Source organism: Cellulosimicrobium funkei (assembly GCF_004519295.1).
In the GTDB taxonomy this organism is placed as follows: Bacteria; Actinomycetota; Actinomycetes; order Actinomycetales; family Cellulomonadaceae; genus Cellulosimicrobium; species Cellulosimicrobium funkei.
Window position 1 is genome coordinate 358,768 of sequence record NZ_SOZH01000003.1, and the last position, 11,896, is coordinate 370,663.

Consider the following 11,896-nt stretch of genomic DNA (forward strand, 5'->3'; position numbering starts at 1 on the left):
GGTGATCGCCGGCCTCACGCGCGCGACGGGCGCGCGCTATGGCGACCTGCTGCGCTGCACGGTCGACGCGATCGACCTCGGCCCGGCGACGGAGCGCGCGGGGGAGGGGAGGGTCGTGCTCACGCACGGCAAGCACCGCACGGTGCGCGAGCACGTGCTGAGCGCGAGCGTCGTCGTCGTGCTGCGTCGCTGGATGGCGGTGCGGGAGGTGCTCGCGGCGGACCTCGAGGGTTCGGTGCCGCGCGCGCTGCTGCTCACGGTCCACCACACGCACGACAACGGCGTCACGGTGTCCAGCGGCCTGCCCATCACGAAGCAGGGCCTCGTGCTGTCGTGGCGGCGGTTCGTGCACCGCACGAACGCGCGCTACGGGGCCGTGCGGGCGCCGCTCCCGACGCGCTTCGAGCAGGTCCGGCGGGCCTGGGTCGAGGCGTCAGCCCCGGCGGGGAGCGGGATCGTCGCCGGGCCCGGTCTCGGCGACGACGCCGGGCGGGATGCCCTCCTCGCCGCCGAGCTCCTGGAACAGCGTGAGGTGGAGGCTGGCGGGGGCGTCGAGGCGTGAGTTGAGCGACCCCCAGGGCGTGCGCGTCGGCGGGGCGACGAGCGACGCCCCGGCGGCGACGGCCCGGTCGGTCGCACCCTCAGCGTCGTCCACCTCGAGCGCGACCCGGAGATGCCCCGCGACGCGACGCCCGACCTCCAGGTCGTCGATCGCCCGCACGTGCCCGGGGGAGGCGATCTCGAGCGTCGCCCGCCCGACGTCGAGGATCGCCACCCGGTCGTCCTCGCCGTCCGCGTAGGCGATCTGCTGGGGGAGGCCCAGGACGTCGCGGTAGAACGCGAGGGCGGCGTCGTAGTCCTCCGCCTCGACGACGAGCCGGAGCTGGCGGACGGGCGGCGGTGCGGCGTGCGGATCGGTCATGCCGAGACCCTACGCTCCTCTCGGAATAAATAGTGTGCCAAGCGCACGCATACCATCCACACCCCGAGCGGAAAGCTCACCAACCAGCCCCGAAAAGCGAGGGCCCCGCCACGACTCGCGTGGCGGGGCCCGGTCGCCGTCGGGACGACGGCGGTGGAGGGGAGCGGGGTCAGGGCTGACCGGCCGCCGCCTCCTCGGCCTTGCGCGCGGCACCGGCCTCGGTGCGCGCACCCTCGGTGGACAGGTCGCCGCCCGTCGACTCGAGGTGCGCGCGGACGAACCAGTGGAAGAGCTCGAGGTCGTGCAGGTGTCCGATGAGCAGGTCGTTCGTGACGTCGTCGAGCTCCTCGGTCGCGGCCGCTGCCTCGCGGTGGGCCGTGATGACGCCGACGTACACCTCGTCGAGGGCGCCGAGGTGCGCGATCGTCGAGGCGCGGCCCAGGGAGTAGTCCTCCCAGGTGCGGGCGGCGACGAGCGCGCCGGGCGTGCCCTGCGGGGAGACGCCGAGGGTCGCGATGCGCTCGGCGGTCGCGTCGACCATCGCGCGGACGGCGTCGACCTGGGGGTCGATCATCTCGTGGACCGCGATGAAGTGCGGGCCGACGACGTTCCAGTGGATGTGCTTGAGCGTGAGCTGCAGGTCGTTGAGCGCGTGCAGCCGCTCCTGGAGGATCCCGGCGACCTGGGCCCCTTCCTCAGGGGTGAGCGACGGGACCGTGTACTTCGGCAGGTCGGAACGAGCAGCCATGGGTTGCCTCCTCGGGGTCGGTGACGCGCGCCGGGACGGCGGCGGGACGACGGCGCGGGTGCCGTCTGCGTCCATCGTGGTGCCGAGGCGCGGTCCTCGCAGGACGAGTGCTCAGTCCCGCGGCCGCACGAGCAGGACGACGCCGAGCACGGCGAGGCCGCCGAGCGCCGCCGCGACCGCGGACGAGACGTCGGCCAGCGCGACCGACCGCACGGCGAGCGCGACGACGAGCATCGCGGATTGGAGCACGACGACGCGGCGCAGGTCGGGTGCGAGGGCGCGCAGCTCGGCACGCGCTCCGGGCGGTACGTGATCGCTCCACCACGCGGCGCGGAGCACGAGGTGCCCGAGCGGGAGGAGGGCGAAGACGGCGGGGTCGAAGGGCGCGGTGCCGTCCACGAGGAGCACGACGCCGCCGACGAGGAAGAGGAGGTGGGGCACGGGCGGGGCGGGGAGGTACGCGGTGACGATGCCGAGGCCGAGGGCGACGCCCCACACGAAGGACGGGGCGAGCCCGGTCGTCTGGAGGGCGGCGGCCCCGAACCCGGTCGCGAGGAGGAGCAGGGCGGCGCGCGCCGTCCACGCGGGGAATGTGGGGCCCGTCTCGACGACGAGCCGGGGCGGCGGCCCGGGGGTGACGGTCTCGCGGCGTGCGGGCATCCTCATGGCCGACCGCCCGGGGTCGCGCCCGCGGGGTGCCGGTCGAGGCGTCGTGCCGCGAGCTCGAGCGCGCCGCGGGCGCCGTCGGCGTCGGGGGTGCCGTCGTACCAGCGGACGACGGTGACGCCCCGGCGGCGCAGCTCGTGGATGCGGGCCTCGCGCTCGTGGTGGGTGATGCGCCAGGCGACGGCGACGTGCTCGTCGACGTCGGCGACGCTGACGGGCGGGAGGACGTCGACGACGACGACCACGTGGCCCGTGTCGTGCCACTGGTGGGCGAGGCGGGGCGCCTCGTCGTCGAGGAGGGTGGAGAAGAGGTAGACGGCGGCGCCGGCCGGGACCTGGGGCGGTCGGTGGCGCGCGGTGGGGTCGCCGACGGGCCGGGCCAGGGCGAGCCCGTGGAGGATGCGGCGCAGGTGGCGCCGTCCGCCGCCGGGGCGGACGGGCCGGGCGAGGCGACCGAGGTCGTCCAGGGCGACGCGGTCGCCGTCGGCGAGGACGGCGTGCGCGACGGACGCGGCGGCGTGCCGCGCCAGGTCGAGGGACGTGGGCTCGTCGGGGCGCTGCTCGCCGACACCGTTCCAGGTGGCGAGGTCGGGGGCGACGTCGTCCCGGGAGTCGACGACGAGGACGACGGTGGCCTCGGCGGTGCCGTAGGTGCGGCGGACGTGCAGGGTGTCGAGGTCGGGTGCGCGACGGGCCGTGGCGTGCCAGTCGATGCGGCGCAGACGGTCACCGGGGCGGTACGCGTCGACGTCGCGGAGCTCGGTGCCGTCTCCGGGCCGGCGGGAGGTGCGGGGACCGGAGAGCCCGCGCAGGCGGGAGGACAGGGGCGTGCGGCCGAGCGGCGTGGCGCGGGGCAGCACGAGGCGCCGCGGCCCGGCGGCGACGTGCGGAGGCTGCTCCTCGACGCCGTCGGGCCCGTAGGCGGCGAGGTCGACGCGCAGGGTGTCGGTCGGGCCGGTGCGGACCGACGGGGCGTGCCAGGCGAGGTCGCGCGAGCCGCGGGTGACGTCGACGAGGCGTTCGGTGACGAGGCCGCCGGGGGCGACGCCGCGCAGGCGCAGCAGCTCGACGCCCGGAGGGACGTGGGCGTGCGTGCGCGCGGTGACGGTCCCGGGAGCCGCGGCGGGGTCGAGGGCGACGCGGAGCGTGACGGGCCCTCGCGGCCGGTGGGTCCAGCCCCAGACCGCGGCGAGGAGGGGCGCGACGCCGAGGAGCGCCACGTCGGGTCGGCGCACGAGGACGCCGAGCGCGAGGAGCGTGGTGCCCAGGAGGAGGCCGGCACCGAGGTGGACGGTGGTGCGCCAGGGCGGCGGCGCGTCGGGGTCCGGCGTCCCGGGGGCGGTCATGCGGCCCGGCCGACGGTGGCGGGTCCGGGGACGGTGCGCAGGAGGTCGTCGACGAGCGCCTCGGGGCGCAGGTCGGCGGCCCAGGCGCCGGGCGTGAGGGTGAGGCGGTGCGCGAGGACGGGGACGGCGACGCGCTTGACGTCCTCGGGGAGCACGACCTCGCGCCCGTCGAGCACGGCGACGCCGCGCGCGAGGAGCGCGAGGTTCTGGGAACCGCGGGGCGACGCGCCGACCTCGAGGTCGCGGTGGGTGCGGGTCGCGGCGGCGAGGTCGACGCAGTAGGCGAGGACGTCGGGGTGGACGTCGACCTGCTCGACGGCGGCCTGCATGGCGAGGACGGTGTCGCGGTCGACGACCTGGCGCACGACGGGGTCGTCGTGCCGGCGCGCGATGCGGCGGGCGAGGACCTCGCGCTCCTCGTCGCGGCCCGGGTACCCGACGGACAGCCGGACCATGAAGCGGTCGAGCTGGGCCTCCGGGAGCGGGTAGGTGCCCTCGTGCTCGACGGGGTTCGACGTCGCGACGACGTGGAAGGGCCGGGGCAGGGGGTACGTGGCGCCCTCGACGGTGACCTGGCGCTCGGCCATGGACTCGAGCAGCGCGGACTGGGTCTTGGGGGCGGTGCGGTTGATCTCGTCGGCGAGCAGGAGCCCGGTGAACACCGGCCCGGGCCGGAACTCGAAGGTCCGGGTCGCGGGGTCGTACACGGAGGAGCCGGTGACGTCCGAGGGCAGCAGGTCGGGCGTGCACTGCAGGCGCGTGAAGTCGAGACCGAGGGCGCGCGCGAGGCTGCGTGCGGCGAGGGTCTTGCCGAGCCCCGGCACGTCCTCGAACAGGACGTGGCCCCCGGCGAGGACGGCCGCGAGCGCCAGGGTGAGGGGTTCGCGGGCTCCGACGACGGCGGTGGCGACCTCGTCGAGGACGGCGTGGCCGTGCGCGGCGACGGTGGGGACGTCGAGGGTCGCGGGCGGCGTGGTGCCGGGGTGGGGGGTCATCGGGGTGTCCCTTCGTCGGGGCGGTCCGGGGTGGTGGGGAGGCGGTCGAGGGCGGTGAGCCAGGCGCGCAGCTCGGCGGGGGTGGGGAGGCGTCCGGTGGTGGTGAGGTCATGGGTGGTGCGGGCGACGCGGGGGCCGAGGAGGCGGGCGATGTCGGGTGCTGCCGTGGGGTCGTGGAGGGGTCCGGTGCCGTGGCGGTGGAGGGTCTGGTCGGTGAGGTGGCGCATGCGGCGTGCTGCGGAGGGGGTGACGCGTCCGTCGCGTCCGAGGACGGACCAGCCGAGGTCGGAGACGTCGCGTCGGTTGCCGTCGCGTCGGAGGGTGGGGAGGTGGGGCCAGACGGTGTCGCCGGCGTAGCCGGTGCGGTGTCGGAGCAGGGTGGCGGCGATGCCGAGGGCGGTGAGGAGGATGCCGAGCCCGGCGACGATGGCGGCGGTGCGCAGGGTGGTCCGGTCGGTGGGTCGGAGGCGGGCCCAGCGTGCGCGGGGGGTCACGGTCGTGCTCGGTGGTCGGTGGGGGCGGCGGTGTCGGGTGGGGCGCCGAGGTCCGTCGCGATGCGGGTGAGGGCGTGGCGGGCGGCGTCGAGGTCGGTGGTGCCGAGGGGGTTCTCGCCGAAGCGTGCGCGGTGGTAGAGGCGGCGCAGGGTGGCGACGGCGTGGGGGTCGGCCGGTGTGCTGGTGAGGACGGCGGTGGTGAACTCGGTGGGGGTCTGGGCGGGGTCGCGTCGGGTGCCGGCGCGGGCGGCGGCGTGCTCAAGGGCGACCCAGGCGGCGACGACGGCGTCGTGGGGGTCGGCGTCGGGGGTTCGCAGGTGGGCGCGGACGCGGTGGACGGCGTCGCGGAGCTCGGGGACGACCTGGTCCTGCGCAAGGAGCGCGGTGTCGCCGGGTGGGGCGAGGAGGAGGTCGCGGTGGCGTCGTCGGGCGAGGAGCCGTGGGAGGTGGCGGCGGGCGAGGACGACGAGGACCACGAGGACGACGGCGCCGAGGAACCACAGGAGGTAGGCGTCGAAGGACATGCCGGTCGCGTCGAGGGCGGTCTCGAGCTCTTGCGGTGCGGTGGGTGCTTCCTGGGGCACGTTCTCGGGCGGCGGGCCGGTGGGGTCGCGGGCGAGGTCGCTGAGCCAGGTGGGTGCCTCCCAGCTCCAGGGGGCGCTGGTCGCGGCGGCGAGGACGGCCGCGAGCGCCAGTGCGGTGACGGCGGTGAAGCGGGCCGGGCCGGGCCGGCGGTGGTCGTGGTCCCCCTGCGTCGTGGTCATGCGGGTCTGAGGGACTCGGCGTGGGCGCCGGCGACGGCGGCGGTGAGGAAGGCGGCGGGGTCGGTGTCGAGTCCGCGGCCCATGGTGGACAGGCGGACGGGGGTGTCGTGCAGGGCGTGGAGGAGGTCGGGTCCGGCGGGGACGTGGACGGGGTGGTGGCGGCCGGTGGGGGCGGCGAGGGTGTGGGTCTGGTGGGTGATGCGGGCGGTGAGGTCGGGGCCCCAGCCGGGGAGGTTCTCGATGTCGGGGGTGGGGACGGGCAGGGGGAGGTCGCTGGGGGCGAGGGCGACGCGGCCGTAGGCGGTGAGGGAGTGGTGGGAGATGCCGAGGTGGCGGTCGCGGGGGTCGGCGCCGGAGACGCGCAGGGAGGCGACGGGTCGGCCGCGGAGGGTGGCGACGGCGTTGAGGGCTTCGCCGGCGGCGACGCCGGAGAAGCCCCAGCGGGTGCCGGTGCCGAGGTTGCCGGGTCCTTGGGCGACGACGACGAGGTCGGCGCCGGTGACGTGGTGGGCGGCGAGGAGGCCGGTGTGGACGGTGACGGCTTCGAGGTCGCCGCCGAAGGCTTGGCCGACGGTGATGCAGGTGTCGATCCAGCCGGTGTCGCGCAGGGTGGCGATGGTGCGGGAGAACGCGGCGGGCAGGGCGCCGCCGTCGGTCATGACGTAGGCGATGCGGGGGGTGGGGCGGCCTGCGAGCGCCGCGGCGTGGCGGGCGCCGGCGACGATGGCGGGCAGGGCGGAGTGGAGGTCGGCGACGACGACGGGGGTGTGGGCGAGGTCGTCGGCGTCGCGCAGGGTGTCGTGGTGGGGGGACTCCTGCTCGTCGACGCCGAGGACGAGGGCTTGCAGGGGGGTGTAGCGGGCCTTGACGAGGTGGCCGGGGCCGGGTGTGGGGTCGGGCGGGAGGGGGGTGGCGGGCTGGGCGGGGCCGACGACGAGGGCGTAGCCGCCGGTGCCGAGGCCGCGGGCGAGGGCGGAGACGTTGAGGAGGACGTGGTCGCCGGGGTGGGGGGTGCCGACGAGCTGGGTGTAGGCGAGGGCGCGCACGGTGGCGTGGGGGTCGTCGGGCCGTCCGGGCAGGGGTGTGTGGAGCTTGACGTTGAGCTCTTGGGCTCCGGTCCAGGCCTTCGCGTGCGACACCACGGTCGCGGTCCGCCACGTGATCACGCGGCACACCCTATCGACCGACTAGCGTGGTGCCGATGTCCGAGCCCACTGCTGCCTCCGCGCCCTCCGTCGCGTCGTCGTCGGGGGGTTCGTCGACGAACCCTGCGGCGCGTCTGCTGAACCTGGTGATCGCTTTGGTGAACACGAACGCGTCGATGACGAAGCAGCAGATCCGGTCGAGCGTGGCGGGGTACGGGGACGCCCCCTCGCCCGACGCGTTCGAACGGATGTTCGAGCGGGACAAGGACACGTTGCGCGACCTCGGTATCCCGATCGTCACGGTGGACGCGGGCGGGCACGCGGACGATGTCGGGTACCGGATCGACCAGGACGCGTACGCGCTACCTGCGGTGGACCTGACGCCGGCGGAGCTGGGTGTGCTGGCGCTGGCGGCGCAGTTCTGGCAGGACAAGACGCTGCGGACGGACATCTCCCGGGCGCTGACGAAGCTGCGGGCGGCCGGGGCGGGGGAGACCGCGATGGACGTCGTGGCGGGTCTGGCGCCGCGGGTGCGGGCGGTGGGGGACGCGTACGCGACGCTCATGGACGCGATCTCGGCGCGGCGCGTGGTGTCGTTCACGTACCGGGCGGCGAGCACGGGCGAGGTGCGGCCACGCCGGGTGCAGCCGTGGCGCATCGCGGCACGCCGCGGCGGCTGGTACCTGGTGGGCCTGGACCTGGACCGGGGCGCGCCGCGGTCCTACCGGCTGAGCCGGGTGGAGGGCCGGGTGCGGGCGTCGGGGCCGCGCGACGCGTTCGAGGTGCCGGCGCACGTGGACGTGGACGCGGCGCTGGGCACGCGCGACGCGGGCGGGCTGGCGCGCCTCGCGGTGGTGCCCGAGCGTGCGGGGGCGCTGCGGGCGCGCGGCACGGTCGTGGGCTCGGTGCCCGACGCGCGCGCGGGCGACGGCGCGGGCCGCGACGTGCTCGAGGTGGCGTACGACGTGCGGTACGCCATGGCGGACGAGGTCGTGGGGTACGGGGACGCGGTGCTGGTGCTGGGCCCGCCGGACCTGCGCGAGGCGGTCGTGCGGCGGCTGCGCGACGCGGCGGGACTGGCGACGGGCCCGGCCGACGGCGCCGGACAGGCGGAGGTGGAGCGTGGCTGAGCGCGCGGACGACCGGCTGGTGCGCCTGCTGGGCATCGTGGCGTACCTCGACGGGGCGGGCCCGGTGCCGGTGGGCGAGCTCGCCCGGCACTTCGGCGTCAGCGAGCGCCAGGTCCTGGACGACGTCGACGCCCTGTGGGTGTCGGGCACGCCCGGGTACTGGCCCGACGACCTCATCGACTTCGACGCGGACTCGATCGAGCGCGGCGTGGTGCGCCTCACCGAGGCCCGCGGCATGACCCGTCCGCTGCGGCTCGGCACACGCGAGGCGGTCGCGCTCATCGCGGCGCTGCGCGCGATGCGCGAGACGGCGGCGGTGCAGGCCGATCCGGAGCGGGCGGGCGTCGTGGAGTCGGTGCTGCGCAAGCTGACCGACGCGACCGGGGAGGCCGCGGCGGCGCTCGACGTGCAGCTCGCACCCGAGGGCGACCCGCGCGTGGTCGCGGCGATCACGAGCGCGCTCGTCGCGGGCCACCGGCTGCGCATCCGGTACGTCACCGCGGCGGACGAGGAGTCCGAGCGCGAGGTCGACCCCGTGTCCCTGCACACGCAGGACGAGCACGCGTACCTGCTCGCGTGGTGCCACCGCGCCCAGGGGCGGCGCACGTTCCGCGTCGACCGCATCCTCGCCGCGACCGAGCTCGACCAGGCCGTCGAGGGGCACGACGTCGATCCCGACGTGGACTTCACGCCCACCGGCGACGCGCCCCTCGCGACCATCACGTTCGCCAGCCCCGCGCGCGCCGTGGCCGAGCAGGTCCCCGTGGAGGCGGTGCGCAACCTGCCGGACGGCGCGTTCGAGGTGCGGCTGCGCGTCACCAACCCGGTGTGGCTGCGCCAGCTCCTCACCGAGCGCGCCCGCCACGTCCTGGCCGTCGAGCCGGCCGCCGTCGCGCAGGACGTGCGCGAGGCCGCGAGCGCCGCCCTGGCCGCGTACGCGCACCTGCCCGCCGACGTCCCGGGTGGCGACCCGTCGGGCGACGACCGCGCCGCTGGTTAGGGTGGGCGGCATGTGGTTCTGGGTCTGGACGCTGCTCGTCGTGGGCACGCTCGTGGGCGCGTTCTTCCTCGCGCGGCGCCTGTGGCGCTCCGTCAAGGGCCTGGGGCGTGAGCTGTCGCGCGCGTCGCAGGTCGCGGCGGACCTCGGTGCGCGGGCGGACGAGCTGGCGCGCGCCCAGCAGGAGGCGCAGCCCTCGACCGCGCCCACGCTGTTCGACGACCCGGTCGAGCTGCGCGCCCGGGTGGACGTGCTGCACGCGGACCGCGAGGAGCGGCGCGTGCAGCGGCGCCGCCGCGACGAGCAGGTGTGGTCCCGCTGGCGGCGGTTCAACGCCTGACGGGCACCCGTCGCGACCGTGCACGGCGCGCGGGCGACGCCTCGGGGCGCAAGGACCGTGACCTATGATGGCGCGAAGAGCAACGTCGCCCCTGGCCGCCCACGAGTAGGTAGTAGGTTCCCGCCGTGAACATCCTTCGTCACCCCGCGACGATCGTCGTCCTCATCCTCCTGGTCCTGCTGCTCTTCGGGTCGAAGCGGCTCCCCGACATGGCGCGCTCCGTCGGCCAGTCGCTGAAGATCTTCAAGAAGGAGGTCAAGGACCTGCGCGAGGACGACGACACGACGACGACCACCACGCCGTCGGGCACCACCGCGACGACGAGCACCGGCACCACCACCGGCGCGACGGGCACGGGTGCGACGAGCGTGACGGGGGGCACGGCGTCGTCCACGCAGGACGACACCCCCAAGGCGTAGTCGGTGTCCCGCACTCCCCGTGACCCCGAGGGGCGCATGCCCCTGCGCGAGCATCTCGTCGAGATCCGCAAGCGCCTCTTCCTCGCCGCGATCGGCATCGTCCTGGGTGCCGTCGTCGGGTGGATCGTGTACGAGCCGGTGCTGCAGGCCCTGCAGCAGCCGCTCGTCGACGCAGCCGAGCGCCGCAACGTCCTGACGGGACTGAACTTCGAGGGCGTCGCCACGGCCATCGACATGAAGGTCAAGGTCTCCCTGTTCCTCGGCGTCCTGCTGTCGAGCCCGTGGTGGCTGTACCAGCTCTTCGCGTTCATCACGCCCGGCCTGACGTCCAAGGAGAAGCGGTACGCGTTCGGGTTCATCGGCGCCGCCGTCCCGCTGTTCCTCGCCGGCGTCGCGCTCGCGTGGGTCATGCTGCCGCGCGCGGTCGCGCTCCTCAACGAGTTCGTGCCCGACGGCAGCGCGAACCTCATCAACGCCCAGATGTACCTCGGGTTCGTCATGCGCCTCATGCTCGCGTTCGGCATCGCGTTCCTCGTGCCCGTGATCATGGTCGCGCTCAACACGATGGGCGTGGTGCGCGCCGCGACGTGGCTCGCCGGATGGCGCTGGGCCGTGCTCATCTCGTTCCTGTTCGCCGCGATCATGACGCCCACGCCCGACGTGCTCACCATGTTCTGCGTCGCGCTGCCCATCTGCGCCCTGTACTTCCTCGCCTACGGGATCTCCGTCCTGCACGACCGGCGCGTCGACCAGCGCGACGCCGCACGGCTCGCCCTGTGAGCACCCCGCCCCGACCGCGCCCCACCGGGCGCGGGGGCAGCGCGTGAGCACGGTCGCGCTCGTCGTCAACCCGACGGCCGGGCGCGGGCGTGGCCGCACCGCAGGCGCACGCACGGCCGAGGCGCTCACCGCGGCCGGGCACGACGTCCTCGACCTCAGCGCCCCCAGCCTGCCCCTCGCGCAGGAGTCCGCCGACGCCGCCGTCCGCGGCACCGGCGCGGCCGCGGGGGTGGACGCGCTCGTCGTCGTCGGCGGCGACGGCATGGTGCACCTCGGCGTCAACGCCACCGCGGGCACCGGCGTGCCGCTCGGCATCGTCGCCGTGGGGACCGGCAACGACTTCGCGCACGCCCTCGACCTGCCCACCGGCCGCCCCGACCGCTGCGTCGACGCGCTCCTGGGCGCGCTCGGGCCCGCCGCGAGCGCCGGGGCGCGCGTGCGCGTGGTCGACGCCGCCCGGGTCGCGGGCGAGCACGTGCCCGTCGCGCGCTGGTACGCGGGCGTGCTGTCCGCCGGGATCGACGCCGCGGTGAACGCGCACGCCAACGCGGCGACCTGGCCGCGCGGACGGTCCCGGTACGCGCGCTCCGCCCTGACCGAGATCACCCGCTACCGGCCCTACGGGTACCGCGTCACGGTGCGCGGCGTGCCCGCGGGAGACGACGTGCCGGACGTCCTCGCCGGGGCGCCCCTGCTGCCCGTGCCCGACGCCGCGCAGCACCCCGACGCGGCCGACGGCCCGGACGGGCGGGCGTTCGTGTGGGAGTCGCCGGGCGCGCTCGTCGCCGTCGCGAACAGCCCCCGCTTCGGCGGCGGGGTCCGCGTCGCGCCCGACGCCGCGCCCGACGACGGCCTGCTGGACGTCGTTGTCGCGGGCCCGCTCGGGCGGTGGGGCGCCGCGCGCGTCTTCCCCGGCATGTACGCGGGGCGCCACCTCACCCACCGCGCGGTCGGGACCGTGCGCGCGACGTCGGTCACGGTCGAGCCGACCACAGCAGGCGCCGCGCCGCCGCACGCGTTCGCCGACGGGGAGCACCTCGGGCCGCTGCCGCTGCGCGTCGACGTCGTCCCCGGCGCGCTGCGCGTGCTCGACGCCGCCGTCCCTGCCCGCTGAGCAGGGGGCTCTCGACCGGCGAGGTGGGCGGCGGAC

The 11,896-nt window shown here is 76.1% G+C and carries 14 protein-coding genes; 6 read left to right on the forward strand and 8 right to left on the reverse strand.

The genetic code is table 11. The annotated features are described in order from the left end of the window. Nucleotides 1-433: 433 nt before the first annotated feature. The 8 genes from E1O70_RS04650 to E1O70_RS04685 form a co-directional block, all read right to left on the reverse strand. On the reverse strand, nucleotides 434-922 hold the full coding sequence (locus E1O70_RS04650; protein ID WP_082774627.1) for a VOC family protein: 489 nt from the start codon (nucleotides 920-922) through the stop codon (nucleotides 434-436). A gap of 169 nt (nucleotides 923-1,091) precedes the next feature. Next, nucleotides 1,092-1,670: a Dps family protein gene (locus tag E1O70_RS04655; protein ID WP_021483850.1), complete on the reverse strand. Its 579-nt coding sequence runs from the start codon at nucleotides 1,668-1,670 to the stop codon at nucleotides 1,092-1,094. Between the two features lie 111 nt (nucleotides 1,671-1,781). Next, entirely contained in the window at nucleotides 1,782-2,336 is a 555-nt protein-coding gene (locus tag E1O70_RS04660) for a hypothetical protein (RefSeq protein WP_128957512.1), read from the reverse strand. Continuing rightward, entirely contained in the window at nucleotides 2,333-3,682 is a 1,350-nt protein-coding gene (locus tag E1O70_RS04665) for a DUF58 domain-containing protein (RefSeq protein WP_082774626.1), read from the reverse strand. Before E1O70_RS04665 ends, E1O70_RS04660 begins: the two co-directional genes overlap by 4 nt. Next, nucleotides 3,679-4,677 carry an AAA family ATPase gene (locus E1O70_RS04670; protein ID WP_061268428.1) on the reverse strand — a complete coding sequence of 333 codons (999 nt, stop codon included), beginning with the start codon at nucleotides 4,675-4,677 and terminating at the stop codon, nucleotides 3,679-3,681. Before E1O70_RS04670 ends, E1O70_RS04665 begins: the two co-directional genes overlap by 4 nt. Beyond that, nucleotides 4,674-5,171 carry a hypothetical protein gene (locus E1O70_RS04675; RefSeq protein ID WP_061268427.1) on the reverse strand — a complete coding sequence of 166 codons (498 nt, stop codon included), beginning with the start codon at nucleotides 5,169-5,171 and terminating at the stop codon, nucleotides 4,674-4,676. Before E1O70_RS04675 ends, E1O70_RS04670 begins: the two co-directional genes overlap by 4 nt. Then, on the reverse strand, nucleotides 5,168-5,935 hold the full coding sequence (locus E1O70_RS04680) for a DUF4129 domain-containing protein (protein WP_061268426.1): 768 nt from the start codon (nucleotides 5,933-5,935) through the stop codon (nucleotides 5,168-5,170). Before E1O70_RS04680 ends, E1O70_RS04675 begins: the two co-directional genes overlap by 4 nt. After that, nucleotides 5,932-7,101, reverse strand: coding sequence for a DUF3866 family protein (locus E1O70_RS04685; protein ID WP_128957513.1), 1,170 nt, complete (start codon nucleotides 7,099-7,101; stop codon nucleotides 5,932-5,934). The genes E1O70_RS04680 and E1O70_RS04685 overlap by 4 nt, the downstream gene beginning before the upstream one ends. A 155-nt stretch (nucleotides 7,102-7,256) precedes the next feature. Here E1O70_RS04685 and E1O70_RS04690 point away from each other — a divergent pair, with 155 nt between their 5' ends. From E1O70_RS04690 to E1O70_RS04715, 6 genes are all read left to right on the forward strand, one after another. Next, nucleotides 7,257-8,210: a helix-turn-helix transcriptional regulator gene (locus E1O70_RS04690; protein WP_240696597.1), complete on the forward strand. Its 954-nt coding sequence runs from the start codon at nucleotides 7,257-7,259 to the stop codon at nucleotides 8,208-8,210. Beyond that, nucleotides 8,203-9,210, forward strand: a complete 1,008-nt coding sequence (locus E1O70_RS04695; protein WP_061267316.1) for a helix-turn-helix transcriptional regulator — start codon at nucleotides 8,203-8,205, stop codon at nucleotides 9,208-9,210. Before E1O70_RS04690 ends, E1O70_RS04695 begins: the two co-directional genes overlap by 8 nt. 10 nt (nucleotides 9,211-9,220) lie before the next feature. Continuing rightward, entirely contained in the window at nucleotides 9,221-9,547 is a 327-nt protein-coding gene (locus E1O70_RS04700) for a hypothetical protein (protein ID WP_061267335.1), read from the forward strand. A 125-nt stretch (nucleotides 9,548-9,672) separates the two neighbouring features. Further along, entirely contained in the window at nucleotides 9,673-9,966 is a 294-nt protein-coding gene (tatA, locus tag E1O70_RS04705; protein ID WP_043660072.1) for a Sec-independent protein translocase subunit TatA, read from the forward strand. 36 nt (nucleotides 9,967-10,002) lie between these two features. Then, a complete protein-coding gene (tatC, locus tag E1O70_RS04710) occupies nucleotides 10,003-10,746 on the forward strand; it encodes a twin-arginine translocase subunit TatC (RefSeq protein ID WP_043660075.1) in 744 nt (247 codons plus the stop codon). 43 nt (nucleotides 10,747-10,789) lie between these two features. Continuing rightward, nucleotides 10,790-11,860 (forward strand): diacylglycerol/lipid kinase family protein, encoded by a 1,071-nt coding sequence (locus E1O70_RS04715; protein ID WP_061267315.1) that lies wholly within the window; start codon nucleotides 10,790-10,792, stop codon nucleotides 11,858-11,860. Nucleotides 11,861-11,896: the final 36 nt, after the last annotated feature.